The following is a 16,975-nucleotide window of genomic DNA, read 5'->3' on the forward strand; positions in this document are numbered from 1 at the left end:
CCGGGAGGACGGCAGCTTAATCCCTGAAGAAATCAGGTCAAGTGCTCAAGTACCGCCCAATCAATGCAATGCCGCTGGCCAGCACCAGCCACGTCACCAAGCGCACAAACGCTTCACGGGACATGCGCATCGTCAGCCTGCGCCCACACCACAGCCCCAGGGCCATCGCGGGCAACAGGCAGAGTGCCAACATCAGCAGCGGCAGATCAGCATACACCCCGGCGATCAAAAACAGGCTCAGGCGCACCACCGTACTGCAACTGATCAACGCGCTTTGGGTCGCGCGTGCCGCGTCCTTGGGCAAGCGGCTGTTCAGGTAGATGGCATATAAAAAGCCACCACTGCCGAACAACGCCCCAAACAGCCCGCCCACAGTGCCCATCGGGATCGACCACCCCGCTGCCAGTTGCGTGGGCCGGGCGTTTACCGCCAGGCTGTAAATCGCATAGGCGCTGATAAACAGCCCCATCAACAGCAGCAACAGGTCCGAATGCAAGTTGAGCAAAAACACCACGCCCAGGGTGCAGCCAATCGCCATGCACGGCAGTAATCGCAGCAGCTCCGGCTTGTTCACGTCCCGTCGCGTGTGCAGCAGGCCACCAAACGCCGCGACAAAATCCAGCAGCACCAGCAGCGGGATGATCTTCGACAGCGGCATAAACACAATCAGGATCGGCCCCGCTACCAACGCCGTACCAAAGCCGGCAATGCCGAACACGATATAGGCCACTACCACGCCCAGGCCGATCACCAGCCACTCCACACCGCTAAACGACCACTGGCTCATCAGCTCAACCGGGCTCATGGCGAATTCCTTGAAAGAGATAGCCATCACTTTAGCCATCAGCGAGGGTTGCGACTAATATCGTCAAAGCCCTCCACCCATCTCGAAAAGGCATAACGTGTGATTACCACTCGCCAATTGCGCTACTTCGTCGAAATTGCCGACAGCGGCAGCTTCAGCGCCGCCGCCGAACGCCTGTTCGTGGCGCAATCGGCCCTGAGCCGACAGATCAAGGAGCTGGAAAACCAGCTGCAAACGCCGTTGTTCGAACGCACTGCGCGCCAGCCACGCCTGACCGCGGCCGGTGAAGCGTTCTACCCAAGGGCCCGCAACCTGCTGAGCGAGCTGCTCAAGGCCAGTGAAACCGCGACCCAGGTCGGCAACGGCCAACTCGGCACCCTGCGCCTGAGCCATTCGAGCACCGTGCCGATGAGCGGCGTGTTATTGCAGGGCATCAGCACGTGGCTGGAGCGCTGCCCCGGCGTTTCGATGGACATCGTCAAGCTGTCCTCGGAAGCGCAACTGGAGGAGATCGCCGACGGTCGCCTGGACGTCGGCCTGTTACGGCTGCCGGTGCTGCGCCAGCGTGAAGGGGTACGTGTGGAGCCTTTATATAAGGAGCAATTGCTGCTGGCGGTGCCGCCGAATCACCGACTGGCAAGTAGCAACGAGCCCGTCGGCCTGGAGCAGCTCAAGGATGAAGCGTTTATCTCGATCCCCCATCCACAGCGTGGTGGACTGAGTTATCTGTCAGCCGAACTCTGCATGCGCGCCGGATTTTTCCCCAAGGCTGCGCGGGTCATATCACGTAAGACCACTCAGCTACAGTTGATCCAGGCCGGCTTCGGTATTGCCCTGTTACCAAAATCCATGCAGGACATCGCCCCCGCCAATGTGCACTTTTTAGCCCTGGCTGACCCGGATTGCCTGAGCACCGTGGCCCTGGCCTGCCCGCAGGTGCCGAGTCGCCTGGTGGTGCAGTTCTGTCAAACCTTGCACGAATGCCTATAAACTGCCGCCCATGATTAAAGACCCCTTTGCCCGTCTGGGCCTGGACCGTGAAGTCCTGACTGTCAGCCAACTCAACGGCCGTGCGCGGGTGTTGCTGGAAGACGTGTTCACCAATATCTGGGTCGAAGGCGAGATCTCCAACCTCGCCCGCCCGGCCTCCGGCCATGTGTATTTCACCCTCAAGGACAGCGGCGCCCAGGTGCGTTGCGCGTTGTTTCGCAACAATGCCGCACGGGTGCGCCAGGCGCTGAAGGATGGCCTGGCGGTGAAGGTGCGCGGCAAGGTCTCGCTGTTCGAGGGCCGTGGCGACTACCAGTTGATCCTCGACACGGTGGAGCCTGCCGGTGATGGCGCGCTGCGCCTGGCGTTCGATGCGCTGAAGGAAAAGCTCAGCGCCGAAGGCCTGTTCAGTGCCGAGCGCAAGGTGCCGCTGCCGGCCCATCCTCGGCGCATTGGCATTATCAGCTCGCCCACCGGCGCGGTGATCCGCGACATCATCAGCGTGTTCCGCCGCCGGGCGCCGAACATTGAGCTGACCTTGATCCCCACCGCCGTACAAGGTCGTGAAGCGATCGCGCAGATTGTGCGGGCGCTGAAACTCGCCGACGCCCGTGGCTTTGACGCACTGATCCTGGCGCGTGGCGGCGGCTCTCTGGAAGACCTCTGGTGCTTCAACGAAGAAGCCGTCGCCCGCGCAGTGGATGCGTGCGTCACGCCCATCGTCAGCGCCGTCGGCCATGAAACCGATGTCTCCATCAGCGACTTCGTGGCGGACGTGCGCGCCCCTACGCCGTCTGCCGCCGCTGAGTTGCTGGCCCCGGACGCCAGCCATCTGGTGCGCCAGGTCGAGAACCTGCATCGGCGCCTGGTGATGCTGATGCGCAATCGCCTGGCCCACGATCGCCTACGCCTCGAAGGCATGGCCCGGCGCTTGCGTCATCCGGGCGAACGTCTGCGCCAGCAGGCCCAGCGCCTGGATGACCTGGACATGCGCCTGCGCCGCGCCTTCGAACGCAGCCTCAATACCCGGCGCGAGCGCTTGATCCGCCTGGAAACCCGCCTCGCCGGCCAGCACCCCGGCCGTCAACTGGCCCTATTGCGCCAGCGCCTGGACAGCCTTGCCGAACGCCTGCCCCGCGCCATGCGCGAAGGCCTGAAGGCCCGTCGTCTGCAACTGCAAAGCCAGGTACAGACGTTGCAGGTGGTCAGCCCGCTGGCAACCTTGGCTCGCGGTTACAGCATCTTGCTGGATGAGCGCGGCCAGGCCATTCGCAACGCGGCGCAAACCCACACCGGCCAACGCCTCACCGCGCGTCTCGGTGAAGGCCAGCTGCAAGTGCGGGTGGAAGACAACCACCTGACACCCGTCACCCTTTCGTTATTGGATTGATTGATGCCTCGTCTCTTTAGCTTGTTGATGCTGCTGTGCCTTGCCTTTAATGCCCACGCCGATAGTTATATCAGCCGTACATTAAACAAACCGGTGCCAGGTGGCGTGGCCGTGGTCGACCTGGGCCCTTCGGCCGCTGCACCGAAAGCGACCTATCAAGGCAAGCCGGTGCTGGTGGTCAAGGAACAGGACAACTGGCTGGCGATTGTCGGCATTCCGCTGAGCGTCAAGCCGGGCAACGAGCGCATCAGCAGCGGTAGCCGCAGCCTGCCGTTTATCGTCGGTTACAAGAAATACCCGGAACAGCGCATCACCCTGAAGAACAAAAGCCAGGTCAACCCCGACCCGGCCCAACTCAAGCGCATCGAAGGCGAACTGGCCGTGCAACTCAAGGCCTACCGCAGTTTCAGCCCCAACCTGCCGAGCAACCTGGTGCTGGATAAACCGGTGAACGGGCCGCTGTCGAGCAAGTTCGGCGTGCGTCGCTTCTTCAACGGTGAAGAACGCAACCCGCATTCGGGCCTGGATTTCGCCGTGCCGGCCGGTACGCCGATCAAGACGCCGGCGAACGGCAAGGTGATCCTGGTCGGCAACTACTTCTTCAATGGCAACACCGTGTTCGTCGACCACGGCCAGGGCTTTATCAGCATGTTCTGTCATATGTCGAAGATCGACGTGAAAGTCGGCCAGCAACTGGTGCGCGGGACGGTGGTAGGCAAGGTCGGCGCGACGGGCCGCGCCACCGGGCCACATATGCACTGGAACATCAGCCTCAACGATGCACGGGTGGACCCGGCGATCTTTATCGGCGCGTTCCAGCCCTGAGTGCCCCGATTGCGCGCGCTGCAAAGCACGCGCAATTAAATTCAGCGCTTGCAACGTTCCCAGGCATAAAATCTCGATTCCTACGCAAATAGCAGAACTTCTCTCAATTTTTTTCGACTGCTTGCCATCTTTCACCCCGGCGGTTAGGGTTGAGCTTATGAAAACCTCTCACACCCTCATTCAGCTCCGCCAGCACCGCAGCCTGTGCCTCGTCAGCGCACGACTGCCAGGCTGAATCGATCTGCCTCGTCTCTACGCCTTATCCCCAAAAACAGTTCCACGGCAGGCCGCCTTTTCTCGGCCCCTACAACAAAGGATTTCCCGATGAGCATGCTCAAAGACCCGTCTTCGAAGTACCGCGCGTTTCCGACCATTGATATCCCGGACCGCACCTGGCCGTCGAAGACCATCACCGAAGCGCCGATCTGGTGCAGCTCCGACCTGCGTGATGGCAACCAGTCGCTGATCGAGCCGATGGACGCGGCGAAAAAACTGCGTTTCTGGAAGACGCTGGTCGCCGTGGGCGTGAAGGAAATCGAAGCGTCGTTCCCCGCCGCATCGCAAACCGACTTTGACTTCGTACGTACCCTGATCGAAGACAACCACATCCCCGAGGACACCACCATTCAGGTGCTGACCCAGGGCCGTGAAGACTTGATCGCACGCACCTTCGAATCCCTGCGCGGCGCCAAGAAAGCCATCGTGCACTTGTACAACGCCACCTCGCCGTCCTTCCGCCGCATCGTGTTCAACCAAGACAAGGACGGTATCAAGGCCATCGCGGTCAACGCGGCCAAGCTGTTCGTCAAATACGCGGCCCAGCAGCCGGAAACCCAGTGGACCTTCGAATACTCCCCGGAGACCTTCAGCGCCACTGAGCTGGAATTCGCCAAAGAAGTCTGTGACGCCGTGATCGAGGTGTGGAACCCGACGCCTGAACACAAGATGATCCTCAACCTGCCGGCCACCGTGGAATGCGCCACGCCGAACATCTATGCCGACCAGATCGAGTGGTTCGGTCGCCATATCAACCGCCGTGACAGCGTGATCATCAGCCTGCACACCCACAACGACCGTGGCACCGGCGTGGCCGCGACCGAGCTGGGCCTGATGGCCGGCGCCGACCGTGTCGAAGGCTGCCTGTTCGGCAATGGCGAGCGTACCGGTAACGTCGACCTGGTCACCGTGGCCTTGAACATGTACACCCAGGGCCTCGACCCGCAGCTGGACTTCTCCGACATCGACGGCGTGCGCAAGGTCGTCGAAGAATGCAACCAGATCCAGGTGCACCCACGTCATCCGTATGTGGGTGATCTGGTTCACACGGCGTTCTCGGGCTCCCACCAGGACGCGATCCGCAAGGGCTTCACCCAGCAGAAAGACGATGCGCTGTGGGAAGTGCCGTACTTGCCGATCGACCCGGCCGACATTGGCCGCAGCTACGAGGCGGTGATCCGTGTGAACAGCCAGTCGGGCAAAGGCGGCATCGCCTACCTGCTGGAGCAGGAATACGACATCAGCCTGCCGCGTCGCATGCAGATCGAGTTCAGCCAAGTGGTACAGGCCGAAACCGACCGCGTGGGCCTGGAGATGACCGCTCCGCAGATCTACGCCTTGCTGCAACGCGAATACTTGCAGGCCAACACTCCGTACGCGCTGGTCAGCCATCGCCTGCAGGAAGAAAACGGCAACAGCTCGGTGGAAGTGGAAGTCTCGGGCAAAGGCCAAGGCGAAACCAACCTGCGCTGGCACGGTAAGGGCTATGGGACCCTGGAAGCCCTGGTCGCCGCCCTGCCGATCAAGGTGGAGATCATGGACTACAACGAACACGCGATCGGCGCGGGTACCAACGCCAAGGCTGCCGCTTACATTGAATTGCGTGTGAATGGCGAGCGTCCGGTGCATGGCGTGGGCATTGATGAAAACATCACTACCGCCAGCTTCAAGGCGGTGTTCAGCGCGCTGAATCGCTCGCTGAGCCAGTTGGAAGCGAAAGCGGCGTAACTGACCGCCGAAACGCAAAAGGCCCCTGGGTGAGAACTCAGGGGCCTTTTTGTTGGGATTTATATTTGCGGTGTCTGTGAGGTCCTCATCGGGGGCAAGCCCCCTCCCACATTTGGAATGCGTTTCCCTGTGGTCAGACAAACTGAAAACTATCGGCATCCAGGTTCGCCGGAAATTTGCTGCGATAGGCCGCCAGCTCGGCTGCATCCAGGCAGACCTGAAACACCCCGTCCGCCTCTCCAGCGCTGAGCAGTGTTTCGCCCTGGAAATCCAACACCTGGCTGTCACCGGTGTAGGCAAAGCCCTTCCCATCCGTGCCCACCCGATTGACTGCCGCCACGTAACACAGGTTTTCAATGGCACGCGCCGGCAATAAACGGTTCCAGTGCTGACGCCGCGCTCCCGGCCAGTTCGCGGTGTACAGCAGCAGGTCCGTGTCCTGGGCATCGCGGCTCCACACCGGAAAACGCAGGTCGTAGCAAATCAGCGGCCGAATACGCCAGCCCTCCAATTCAAACTGTACCTGCCGTTCGCCGGGAGTGTAGTGATCGTGCTCGCCGGCCATACGAAACAGGTGGCGCTTGTCGTAATGCAGCACCTCGCCATCCGGTCGTGCCCACAGCAGGCGGTTGCGGTGGCTGCCGTCGGCGGCCTGGATGATCACACTGCCGGTGATCACGGCGTTGTATTTGACCGCCTGGGCCCGGAGCCATCGATGGGTAGGACCGTTTTCCGGTTCAGCGAGAGTGGCCGACGCCATGGAGAATCCGGTGGTGAACATTTCCGGCAGTACGATCAGGTCGGCGCCCCTGGCCTGCTCCAGCAGCAGGTCGAAGTGTTCGAGGTTGGCCTGACGGTCGTGCCATGCGAGGGTGGTTTGGACCAGGGCGAGAGACAGGTTGGGCAGCGCACTCAGATCACGCATAGTTTTTCAGCTGCTTGGCGCAGCGTCTCCTCGCGTTTGGCAAAGCACAGGCGCACCAGGCGCTGGCCTTGGGGTGGGTTCTGGTAGAACACCGAGACCGGGATGGTCGCGACGCCGTGTTCGCGGGTCATCCACAGGGACATGGCGACGTCATCCAGGTCCGGGCGAATCTGTGAGTAATCCACCAGTTGGAAGTACGTGCCGGTCACCCGGCTGAAACTGAAACGTGACGGTGCCAGCAGGTCACAGAACAGGTCGCGCTTGGCCTGATAGAACGCAGGCAATTCGTCGACGTGCTCCGGGTGGTCGGCCATGAAGTCAGCCAGCGCGAACTGCAATGGCGTCACGCCGCAAAAGTTGACGTACTGGTGCACCTTGCGCAGCTCGGCCGTCAGGGCCGGTGGCGCGACCACGTAGCCGGTTTTCCAACCCGTCACGTGGTAGGTCTTGCCAAAAGAGCTGACCACGAACGCACGCTGATACAGCTCTTCGTGGGCCAGCACGCTGACGTGGGGGACGCCGTCGAAGACCAGATGCTCGTAGACCTCGTCGCTGACCAGGTAGATATCGCGGTCGCGGATTAATTCGGCCAACTGGTCCAGCTCGGCGCGGCTGATCAGGGCACCGGTGGGGTTGTGTGGAGTGTTGAGGATAATCATGCGCGTACGCGGCGACAACGCGGCCTTGATCTTCTCGAAGTCCAGCGCAAAGCCTTGCAGGCTCAGTTGCACATGCAAGCAGCGACCACCGGCCAGCTCGACCGAGGGCTCGTAGCTGTCGTAGCAGGGATCGAACACGATGACTTCATCGCCGTTGCGAATCACCGCCTGGATCGCGCAGAAGATCGCTGCCGTTGCGCCAGGGGTGATGGTTACTTCGCTGTCAGGGTTAACTGCGGCGCCGTAATTGCGGGCGATCTTGGCCGCGACCTGTTGGCGCAGGGCTGGCAGGCCGGTCATCGGGGAATATTGGTTGTGCCCGCTGGCAACGTGCTTGCCCACCGCATCGAGTAACGCCTGGGGGCCATTGAAATCGGGAAAGCCCTGGGACAGGTTGAGCGCGCCGGTTTCGGCTGCGAGTTGCGACATGGTGGTAAAGATGGTTGTGCCAACGTTCGGCAGCTTGCTGGTGATCATCGGAGGCCCCTGCAGGTGAGCTGCAAGTTTTAAGCTGCAAGTCGCAAGCAGGTCAAGCGACAAACCGCCGGCCACAAAAAAGGGCTCCAAAGGAGCCCTCTCTCGCAGCGTGTAGCTTACAACGCAAAGCGGCGCTTATTTCTTATCGCGGCGCTTCTTGTCGGCCTTCTTGTGGTGAGTCATCAAACGACGCTTCTTGTTCACCTGACGGTCCGTCAGTGTGTTCTTGTTGCCTTCGTATGGGTTCTCGCCACCTTTGAACTCGATACGGATCGGCGTACCGACCAGTTTCAAGACACGGCGGTAGGTGTTTTCCAGGTAACGCACGTAGGACTTGGGCACCTTCTCGATCTGGTTACCGTGGATCACGATAATCGGCGGGTTGGCACCACCCAAGTGGGCGTAACGCAGTTTGATCCGGCGGTTGTTGACCATCGGCGGCGCGTGCTCGCCCACCGCGTCTTCCAGGATCTGGGTGAGGCGGTTGGTCGGCCAGCGGGTGACCGCGGATTTGAAAGAGTTCTGTACGGACGCGTAGAGGTTGCCCACGCCGGTGCCGTGCAGTGCCGAGATAAAGTGGATATCGGCGAACTCAACGAAGAACAGCCGACGTTGCAGCTCGATCTTCACGAAATCGCGCTCGCTCGGCGTCATGCCGTCCCACTTGTTGATCGCGATGACCAGGGCACGACCGGCTTCCAGGGCAAAGCCCAGCAAGTTGAGGTCGTGATCCACCACGCCTTCGCGGGCGTCCATCACGAAGATCACCACGTTGGCGTCTTTGATCGCTTGCAGGGTTTTGACCACGGAGAACTTTTCAACTTCCTCGTGGATCTTGCCGCGCTTGCGCACACCGGCGGTGTCGATCAGCGTGTACTTCTCGTCGTTACGCTCGAACGGGATGTAGATACTGTCGCGGGTGGTACCGGGTTCGTCGTAGACGATTACACGGTCTTCACCGAGCATGCGGTTGACCAGGGTCGACTTGCCGACGTTAGGACGACCGATGATGGCGATCTTGATACCGTCTTTTTCGCTCGGGCCAGGAATGCGCTTGGCTTCCTCACCTTCGGCAACGATCTCTTCTTCACCTTCCTCTTCCTCAGCGTCATCCTTGGGAAAGGTGCTGAGGGCGATTTCCAGCATCTGGGTGATGCCGCGACCGTGGGCGCCAGCGACCGGGATCGCATCGCCCAGCCCCATCGGGCTGAATTCGGCACGGGCCGCCTCAGGATCGATGTTATCGATCTTGTTCGCGACCAGGTAGGAACGCTTGTTGCGCTTGCGCAGGTGCTCGCCAATCATCTGGTCGGCGGCGGTGTAGCCCGCGCGGGCGTCCACCAGGAACAACACGACATCGGCTTCTTCAATGGCCAGCAGCGACTGCTCGGCCATTTTTTCGTCCATGCCATGCTCATCACCGGAGATACCACCGGTGTCGACAATAATGTAGGAGCGCCCTTGCCACTTTGCCTCACCGTATTGGCGATCACGGGTCAGACCGGACAAGTCGCCGACAATGGCGTCGCGAGTCCTGGTCAGGCGGTTGAACAAGGTGGACTTGCCGACGTTAGGTCGGCCCACCAGGGCGATTACGGGAACCATGCGGCTCTCCACTTCGTTATTTCAGAAAATACAAAAGCCGCTGCAGGGCAGCGGCTGGTGCTCGGGGCAGCATCCTCAAATGCCGCATGCCCCGCCGAAGCGGGGCCGCCTGGGTGTTACCCCAAGCATAGTTCTTACTTGATGGTCAGGGCTTCCAGCTTGCCGCTGTTGCCATACACATAAAGCATGTTACCCACGACCAGCGGACGCGCACGCAGGCCGTCACTGTCGATACGCTCACGACCTACAAAGCGACCGTCCACCTGGCTCAGCAGGTGCAGGTAGCCTTCGAAGTCGCCGACCGCTACGTAGCTGGAAAACACTTCCGGTGCCGACAGCTGACGGCGAGCCAGGGAGTCGTTGCTCCACAACGCGGTGGTGGAACGCTCGTCGACACTTTCAACGGTGCCGGACGCCAGGCTGACGTAGACGCTGCCAAACCCTTGGGCGACACCGGCGTAGCTGGAAGCATCACGCTGCCAGTTAACACGGCCGCTCTGCAGGTCCAGCGCAGCAACGCGGCCCTGGTAGGTGGCGACGTAGAGGGTTTCACCCGACAGCAGCAAGCCACCGTCGATGTCCACTACGCGATCCAACTCGGAACGACCCTGCGGGATGGCCACACGGGTTTCCCAGGCCGGCACGCCGTTCTGGGTGTCCAGGGCGACCACTTTACCGGTCGACAGGCCTGCGACGGCCAGATTGTTGGTCACAACCGGACCACTGGTACCGCGCAGGGTCAACACCGCAGGGGTGCTGTCGTACAACCAGCGCTGGTTGCCGGTAGCGGCATCCAGACCGATGACACGGTCATCCTGGGTCTGCACCACAACGATGTCGCCGTTGGTGGCAGGCGGTGCGAGGACTTCACTGGTCACGCGAGCGCGCCATTTCTCTTCACCGGTGCTGGAATCCAGGGCAACCACTTCGCCCTTCAGCGTGCCGACCATCACCAGGCCGTAACCCACGCCTACGGCGCCGGAGACAGGCAATTCGAGGTCTTTCTTCCACTTCACGTCACCGTTCATGCGATCCATGGAGATCACTACGCCGGTCACGTCAGCGGCCACAATGTTGTCACCGTCGATAGCCGGTACCAACATGTTGTAGGTTTCGCCCTGACCGTCACCGATGGAACGGCTCCACTGCTTTTGCAGGACGACTTCTTCCTTGAAGCTGGTCAGCTCGGCCGGAGGCAGTTCTTTTTTACTGTTGCTGCTGCAACCCGCGGCCAGAACGGCCAGAGCCAGCAATGCTGCATGTTTCCAACGGATCACGTCACGCATCCCCTTTGGCCAAGTCGTCGAGCTTGATTTGTAAGCCACCGACCGCCGCTTCATCAGACAGCGCCGCCTTGGCTTTCTTGTACGCAGCATTGGCTTCGTCGGTACGACCCAATTGGACCAACAGGTCGCCCTTGAGCTCTTCGCGAGTGGCTACAAATGCCTTGTCCGCATCGCCGTCGAGCAGTTTGAGTGCTTCGTCAGCCTTGTTCTGTGCCGCCAATACCTGAGCCAGGCGCTGACGTGCGATTTCACCCAGAGTCGGGTTGGTCGGTTTGTCGGCGATTGCTTTCAGCTCGGCGGCTGCATCATCCAGCTTGCCGGTGTCGACCGCGACTTTCGCGACGAACAGGCTGCCGTATTGGGCGTAGGTGCTACCGCCGAATTCGTTTTTCAGCTTGCCGGCCAGGTCTGCAACCTGTGCTGGGTCAGGCTTGCCGCTTGGCGTCAGGGTGGTTTCCAGCAATTGCTGATAAACGATAGAGGCGCCTTGGGATTGGTTGGCCTGATATTTGGTCCAGGCTTGCCAGCCGAACACCACCACTAAAGCCAGCAGACCGCCAGTAACCAGGGGCTTGCCGTTACGCTGCCACCAGTCCTTGAACTCGGCCAGTTGCTCATCATCAGTACTCGACACCCCAATACTCCTTAATCGCTAAATTCGGCTGTTCGACAGCTTCAACCCTGCACGACGCAGGTGGCCAAGTGCGCAGCGAGCGCATCAAAGGCAATGTTCTGTTGCTCGCCCTGGCCACGCAGGGGTTTGAAACCTATCACTTGCTGGGCAAGTTCGTCATCGCCGAGGATTAGTGCAGACAGCGCACCGCTCTTGTCGGCCTTCTTGAACTGGCTCTTGAAGCTGCCAGCGCCAGCATTGACCTGCAGGCGCAGGTTCGGCAATTGGTCGCGTACTTTTTCGCTCAGGGCCAGGGCCGCCAGTTCGGCTGCCTCGCCAAAGGCGCACAGGTACACATCCACCTGACGGGAAATTTCTTCCGGGACTTGTTCCAGGGTTTCCAGCAGCAAGATCAGCCGCTCGATGCCCATGGCAAAACCCACACCGCTGGTCGGCTTGCCGCCCATCTGCTCGACCAGGCCATCATAGCGACCACCCGCGCACACGGTGCCCTGGGCGCCGAGTTTGTCGGTGACCCATTCAAATACGGTCTTGCTGTAGTAATCGAGGCCACGTACCAGCTTGGTGTTGATCACGAACGGAATACCGGCCGCATCCAGACGAGCCTTGAGGCCTTCGAAGTGAATGCGCGACTCGTCGTCCAGGTAATCGGCCATTTTCGGCGCGTTGACCAGCACGGCCTGGGTGTCGGCGTTCTTGGTATCCAGCACGCGCAGCGGGTTGGTTTTCAGGCGGCGCTGGCTGTCTTCGTCCAACTTGTCCAGATGAGCCGAGAGGTACTCGACCAAGGCCACTTTGTAGCGGCCGCGGGACTCACTGGTGCCCAGGCTGTTGAGCTCAAGCTTGACCGCGTCGCGGATGCCGAGCAGGCCCCACAGACGCCAGGTGAGTACGATCAGCTCGGCGTCGATATCCGGGCCGTCAATGTTGAACACTTCAAGGCCGATCTGGTGAAACTGACGATAACGGCCTTTCTGTGGACGCTCGTGACGGAACATCGGGCCGATGTACCACAGTTTCTGCGGCTGGCCTGCACCGGTGAGTCCGTGCTCAAGCACGGCGCGCACGCACGCGGCAGTGCCTTCCGGACGCAGGGTCAGGGAGTCGCCGTTGCGGTCTTCAAAGGTGTACATCTCTTTTTCGACGATATCGGTCACTTCACCGATGGAGCGCTTGAACAGCTCGGTGAACTCGACGATCGGCATGCGGATCTGCTTGTAACCGTAGTTATCCAGCAGACGTGCGACAGTATTCTCGAAATAGCGCCACAGAGGCGTCTGCTCCGGCAGGATGTCGTTCATGCCACGAATGGCTTGCAGAGACTTGCTCACATCAAATCCTTAAATTCGTTCAATCAGCCGCGAGCGATCAGCGCTGCGTCAGCTGCGACCTTTTCGGCCGCTTTCTCGCGGATCAGTCTTTCGAGCTCATCCACCAGATTGTCATTCGTTAACTTCTGCGCCGGCTTGCCGTCGATGTAGATCAGGTTCGGTGTACCACCGGTCAAGCCCACATGGGCCTCCTTGGCTTCACCTGGCCCATTGACCACACAGCCAATCACTGCGACATCCAGCGGCACCAGCAGGTCTTCAAGGCGCAACTCCAGGTCGTTCATGGTTTTCACCACGTCGAAGTTCTGCCGCGAGCAGCTCGGGCAGGCAATGAAGTTGATGCCACGGGAACGCAACCGCAGGGATTTGAGAATGTCGTAGCCGACTTTCACTTCCTCTACAGGGTCTGCCGCCAGCGAGATGCGGATAGTATCGCCAATCCCTTCGGCGAGCAGCATACCGAGACCCACCGCAGATTTCACTGTGCCTGAGCGCAAACCGCCAGCTTCGGTGATACCCAGGTGCAACGGCTGCACGATTTCCTTGGCCAGCAGGCGGTAGGCTTCAACCGCCATGAACACGTCGGAGGCCTTTACGCTGACCTTGAAGTCCTGGAAATTCAGGCGCTCAAGGTGCTCAACGTGGCGCAATGCCGACTCAACCAGCGCCGCCGGAGTCGGTTCGCCGTATTTCTTTTGCAGGTCTTTTTCCAGGGAACCGGCGTTGACGCCGATGCGGATCGGAATGCCGCGATCACGGGCAGCGTCCACCACGGCGCGCACACGGTCTTCCCGACCGATGTTGCCCGGGTTGATACGCAGGCAGTCCACACCCAGTTCGGCCACGCGCAACGCGATCTTGTAGTCGAAGTGAATGTCGGCAACCAGCGGCACCTTGACCAACTGCTTGATGCGGCCGAAAGCCTCTGCAGCGTCCATGTCCGGTACCGAAACCCGCACGATGTCCACGCCGGCAGCTTCCAGGCGGTTGATCTGGGCCACGGTGGCGGCCACATCATTGGTGTCGCTATTGGTCATGCTCTGTACCGCGATGGGGGCGTCGCCACCCACCGGCACCGAGCCGACCCAGATCTTGCGCGATACGCGACGTTTGATTGGAGATTCGCCGTGCATGACTATTGTCCCAACTTGATGCGAGCTGTCTCGCCACTGGTGAACGGCGCCACGTCCACAGGCTGGCCGTTGTAGGCCACTTGCGCGCCACGGGCGAAGCCCAGACGCAGCGTCAGAGGAGGCTTGCCGCCCTGGTCAAGCGTATCTCCCTTGCGCTTCAGACCGCTGAACAACACTTTGCCATTGCCATCGGTGACTTGCGTCCAGCAGTCGGCAACGAAGGTCACTTGTACGCGCCCGTCGCCAGCGATCAATGCTGGGGTGGTAGGCGGTGAAATAGCGGGCGCAGCCGGTGCGGGAGTCGCTGGCGCAGGTGCGACCGGCGTATGGGCCTGGGCAGTTGGTACTGCCGGGGTCGCCGGCGTTACAGGAGCGGGCACAGCGGCAGTTGCCGCAGGAGCGGTCTCAGGTGTCGGCTGCTCGGTCGCGAGCGGGGCTTCAGACGTGGCCTGGCCCTCGGCAACAGCCTGGTCTTCCGGCTCGTCCAATGGATGGATCTGGGTGGTACCGTCGGCGCTTTCGACTTCGACGTGCTCCATGGCGTTACTGGTCAGGTCCTTGCTGCGCTGGGAGGTCTGGTCTTGCCACCAGACAAACCCGCCGCCGATCACCGCAATCAGCAGCAACAGGCTGACGATTCGCAAAATGGTATGGGAAACGCGCACCGGCTCTTCGATACGACCCAGGCCATGAACACTGCTACCCTGGGAGTCGGTACCCGTGAACTGGTCGAACTCCTGAACCAGAACGGTCTGGTCGATACCCAGCAATTTGGCGTAGGCGCGGATATAGCCGCGGGCGAACGTGTGCCCAGGCAACTTATCGAACGCGCCGGCTTCCAGATTGCCCAGGGACGTGGTGGTCAAATTGAGCTTGAGGGCCACTTCCGCCAGCGACCAACCATTGCTTTCGCGGGCCTGACGCAAGGTGTCGCCTGGGTTTACGCGATTAGCTGCTACAACTTCCGGGTGCGCCGCTTTCATCATTGCTCCGACAGGTATTGCTGATATTCCGGCGTACCGGGATAGAGTCGTTCGAGTTGCTGGCCAAAATGTGCGGCCGTGTCGCGTTCGTCATGAACGGTCGCCAGGCGCACACCGAGCAATAGACTACGTGCATTTTGCCCGCTGAGCAGGCTAAAACGCGCGTAATAGTCACGTGCTGGCACATAATGCCTGTCTTCGTAAGACAACTCAGCCATTTCGAGCAATGCCCGTGGCTGGCGACTGTTCAGGTGCAGGGCTTTTTCCAACTGCTGACGAGCGCTGTCACGCTGGCCAAGACGCATTGAGGTCACCCCGAGGTTCTCGAACACCCGCGAACGCTCTGGATAGAGTGTGTCAGCGGAGGCTTGCTGGAAATAACGGGAAGCCTGGTCATAACGTTTCTGTTCGAACAGGAAGCTGCCGTAATTGTTCAGCAGCCGAGGATCGGCAGGACGGGAGGCCAGTGCCTTTTTGAAATACTGGTCGGCCAGTTCAGGCTCGGCCTGGGCCTGAAACACCAAGGCCAGTGCGGCATTGGCATCGGCGTCGTTGCTGTCCAGCTCAAGGGCTTTTTTCAACGGCACCTTGGCCTGCTCGCTCATGCCCTGCTGCAGGTAGCCCAAGCCCAATTGCACATAGGCAACTCGCGCCTCATCACGGCCTTTACCGGTTTGCAAAGGGCTCTCATGACCCGATGAAACACAACCGGCCGCAAGGCTGGTAACAAGCAGAAGCAGCGCGAGGCGCAAGGGCATAGAGATCCTCTCTCAGATTCGATTCACAGCGATTTGCGGCATCTCGTCGGCGGCATTCAGTTCACGCACGGCGATATAACGTTCGCTGCGACGGGTGCGATCCAGCACCTGTCCTACCAATTGGCCACAGGCGGCGTCGATGTCTTCACCACGGGTGGTGCGTACGGTGACGTTGTAGCCGGCCTGGTGCAGTTGATCCTGGAAACGACGGATGGCGTTGTTGCTCGGCCGCTCGTAGCCAGAATGGGGAAACGGGTTAAACGGGATCAGGTTGATCTTGCACGGAGTGTTCTTGAGCAACTCGATCATCTCGACCGCGTGCTCGACCTTGTCGTTGATGTCCTTGAGCATGGTGTACTCAATGGTCAATACGCGCTTCTCACCCAAGGTCGCCATGTAGCGCTGGCAGGATTCGAGCAGCATCTTAAGCGGATACTTCTTGTTGATCGGCACCAATTGGTTACGCAATGCGTCATTGGGTGCGTGCAGCGACAACGCCAGGGAGACGTCGATGTGCTTGGCCAGCTCATCGATCATCGGTACCACGCCGGAGGTCGATAGGGTCACACGGCGCTTGGAAATGCCGTAGCCCAGGTCGTCCATCATCAGGTGCATGGCCGCAATCACGTTGTCGAAGTTCAGCAGCGGCTCACCCATGCCCATCATCACCACGTTGGTGATGGCACGGTCGACGGTCGCCGGGACGCTGCCAAAGGATTTGTTGGCAATCCACACCTGGCCGATGACTTCGGCGGCAGTGAGGTTGCTATTGAAGCCTTGCTTGCCGGTGGAGCAGAAACTGCAATCCAGGGCACAGCCTGCCTGGGACGAAACGCACAAGGTGCCACGTTTGCCCTGGGGGATGTACACGGTCTCGACGCAGCTGCCGGACGCCACGCGCACTACCCATTTACGGGTACCGTCGGTGGAGATGTCCTCGCTGACCACTTCGGGACCACGGACCTCAGCAATGGTCTTGAGCTTGTCGCGCAAGGCCTTGCTGACGTTCGTCATGGCGTCGAAATCGTCGACACCAAAGTGGTGAATCCATTTCATTACCTGACCGGCACGGAAGCGCTTCTCCCCGATTGAGTCGAAGAATTTCTCCATTTCCGGCTGGGTCAGACCCAGCAGGTTGGTTTTAACAGTCGATGTAGTCATGGATTCACC

Annotated in this window: 15 protein-coding genes; 4 read left to right on the forward strand and 11 right to left on the reverse strand. The window is 60.4% G+C overall.

Annotated features, from left to right (window positions below; genetic code table 11):
• Positions 1-37 precede the first annotated feature (37 nt).
• Positions 38-805, reverse strand: a complete 768-nt coding sequence (locus AB3G88_RS22930) for a sulfite exporter TauE/SafE family protein (protein ID WP_099585602.1) — start codon at positions 803-805, stop codon at positions 38-40.
• A 99-nt stretch (positions 806-904) separates the two neighbouring features.
• Between AB3G88_RS22930 and AB3G88_RS22935 the strand changes: the two genes are divergently transcribed.
• The 4 genes from AB3G88_RS22935 (at position 905) to leuA (ending at position 6,014) form a co-directional block, all read left to right on the forward strand.
• Complete coding sequence (locus AB3G88_RS22935; protein WP_480451788.1) at positions 905-1,795, forward strand: LysR family transcriptional regulator; 891 nt, start codon at positions 905-907, stop codon at positions 1,793-1,795.
• 10 nt (positions 1,796-1,805) lie between these two features.
• Positions 1,806-3,185, forward strand: coding sequence for an exodeoxyribonuclease VII large subunit (gene xseA / locus AB3G88_RS22940; protein ID WP_480451790.1), 1,380 nt, complete (start codon positions 1,806-1,808; stop codon positions 3,183-3,185).
• Positions 3,186-3,188: 3 nt separating this feature from the next.
• Positions 3,189-4,010 carry a M23 family metallopeptidase gene (locus AB3G88_RS22945; protein WP_112196671.1) on the forward strand — a complete coding sequence of 274 codons (822 nt, stop codon included), beginning with the start codon at positions 3,189-3,191 and terminating at the stop codon, positions 4,008-4,010.
• Between the two features lie 324 nt (positions 4,011-4,334).
• On the forward strand, positions 4,335-6,014 hold the full coding sequence (gene leuA, locus AB3G88_RS22950) for a 2-isopropylmalate synthase (RefSeq protein ID WP_400530362.1): 1,680 nt from the start codon (positions 4,335-4,337) through the stop codon (positions 6,012-6,014).
• A gap of 133 nt (positions 6,015-6,147) precedes the next feature.
• Here the strand turns inward: leuA and AB3G88_RS22955 are convergent, their stop codons facing one another.
• The 10 genes from AB3G88_RS22955 to rlmN all read right to left on the reverse strand — a co-directional run bounded on the left by AB3G88_RS22955 (position 6,148) and on the right by rlmN (position 16,966).
• A complete protein-coding gene (locus AB3G88_RS22955; RefSeq protein WP_480451793.1) occupies positions 6,148-6,939 on the reverse strand; it encodes an amidohydrolase in 792 nt (263 codons plus the stop codon).
• Positions 6,927-8,075, reverse strand: a complete 1,149-nt coding sequence (locus AB3G88_RS22960) for a pyridoxal phosphate-dependent aminotransferase (RefSeq protein ID WP_480451795.1) — start codon at positions 8,073-8,075, stop codon at positions 6,927-6,929. The genes AB3G88_RS22955 and AB3G88_RS22960 overlap by 13 nt, the downstream gene beginning before the upstream one ends.
• A 135-nt stretch (positions 8,076-8,210) precedes the next feature.
• Complete coding sequence (der, locus tag AB3G88_RS22965; protein ID WP_112196675.1) at positions 8,211-9,680, reverse strand: ribosome biogenesis GTPase Der; 1,470 nt, start codon at positions 9,678-9,680, stop codon at positions 8,211-8,213.
• A 134-nt stretch (positions 9,681-9,814) separates the two neighbouring features.
• Complete coding sequence (gene bamB / locus AB3G88_RS22970; protein WP_099585610.1) at positions 9,815-10,966, reverse strand: outer membrane protein assembly factor BamB; 1,152 nt, start codon at positions 10,964-10,966, stop codon at positions 9,815-9,817.
• Positions 10,959-11,600: a YfgM family protein gene (locus AB3G88_RS22975; RefSeq protein ID WP_122308838.1), complete on the reverse strand. Its 642-nt coding sequence runs from the start codon at positions 11,598-11,600 to the stop codon at positions 10,959-10,961. The genes bamB and AB3G88_RS22975 overlap by 8 nt, the downstream gene beginning before the upstream one ends.
• Before the next feature lie 41 nt (positions 11,601-11,641).
• Complete coding sequence (gene hisS / locus AB3G88_RS22980; protein WP_480451798.1) at positions 11,642-12,931, reverse strand: histidine--tRNA ligase; 1,290 nt, start codon at positions 12,929-12,931, stop codon at positions 11,642-11,644.
• A gap of 23 nt (positions 12,932-12,954) precedes the next feature.
• Positions 12,955-14,064: a flavodoxin-dependent (E)-4-hydroxy-3-methylbut-2-enyl-diphosphate synthase gene (gene ispG, locus AB3G88_RS22985; RefSeq protein WP_099585613.1), complete on the reverse strand. Its 1,110-nt coding sequence runs from the start codon at positions 14,062-14,064 to the stop codon at positions 12,955-12,957.
• Between the two features lie 2 nt (positions 14,065-14,066).
• Positions 14,067-15,047, reverse strand: coding sequence for a RodZ domain-containing protein (locus AB3G88_RS22990; RefSeq protein ID WP_250926440.1), 981 nt, complete (start codon positions 15,045-15,047; stop codon positions 14,067-14,069).
• The gene (gene pilW, locus AB3G88_RS22995; protein WP_099585615.1) at positions 15,047-15,805 is read right to left on the reverse strand and encodes a type IV pilus biogenesis/stability protein PilW; all 759 of its coding nucleotides are present in this window, start codon (positions 15,803-15,805) and stop codon (positions 15,047-15,049) included. The genes AB3G88_RS22990 and pilW overlap by 1 nt, the downstream gene beginning before the upstream one ends.
• A gap of 12 nt (positions 15,806-15,817) precedes the next feature.
• Entirely contained in the window at positions 15,818-16,966 is a 1,149-nt protein-coding gene (rlmN, locus tag AB3G88_RS23000) for a dual-specificity RNA methyltransferase RlmN (protein ID WP_099585616.1), read from the reverse strand.
• Between the last annotated feature and the right edge of the window lie 9 nt (positions 16,967-16,975).

Source organism: Pseudomonas arvensis (assembly GCF_056688935.1).

Excerpts from the sequence above, each read along its gene's own strand:
- AB3G88_RS22990 (WP_250926440.1), bottom strand. The coding sequence starts at position 15,047 with ATGAAAGCGGCGCACCCGGAAGTTGTAGCAGCTAATCGCGTAAACCCA.
- der (WP_112196675.1), bottom strand. The coding sequence starts at position 9,680 with ATGGTTCCCGTAATCGCCCTGGTGGGCCGACCTAACGTCGGCAAGTCC.
- AB3G88_RS22930 (WP_099585602.1), bottom strand. The coding sequence starts at position 805 with ATGAGCCCGGTTGAGCTGATGAGCCAGTGGTCGTTTAGCGGTGTGGAG.
- leuA (WP_400530362.1), top strand. The coding sequence starts at position 4,335 with ATGAGCATGCTCAAAGACCCGTCTTCGAAGTACCGCGCGTTTCCGACC.
- xseA (WP_480451790.1), top strand. The coding sequence starts at position 1,806 with ATGATTAAAGACCCCTTTGCCCGTCTGGGCCTGGACCGTGAAGTCCTG.
- AB3G88_RS22945 (WP_112196671.1), top strand. The coding sequence starts at position 3,189 with ATGCCTCGTCTCTTTAGCTTGTTGATGCTGCTGTGCCTTGCCTTTAAT.
- AB3G88_RS22955 (WP_480451793.1), bottom strand. The coding sequence starts at position 6,939 with ATGCGTGATCTGAGTGCGCTGCCCAACCTGTCTCTCGCCCTGGTCCAA.
- bamB (WP_099585610.1), bottom strand. The coding sequence starts at position 10,966 with ATGCGTGACGTGATCCGTTGGAAACATGCAGCATTGCTGGCTCTGGCC.
- ispG (WP_099585613.1), bottom strand. The coding sequence starts at position 14,064 with ATGCACGGCGAATCTCCAATCAAACGTCGCGTATCGCGCAAGATCTGG.
- pilW (WP_099585615.1), bottom strand. The coding sequence starts at position 15,805 with ATGCCCTTGCGCCTCGCGCTGCTTCTGCTTGTTACCAGCCTTGCGGCC.
- rlmN (WP_099585616.1), bottom strand. The coding sequence starts at position 16,966 with ATGACTACATCGACTGTTAAAACCAACCTGCTGGGTCTGACCCAGCCG.
- AB3G88_RS22960 (WP_480451795.1), bottom strand. The coding sequence starts at position 8,075 with ATGATCACCAGCAAGCTGCCGAACGTTGGCACAACCATCTTTACCACC.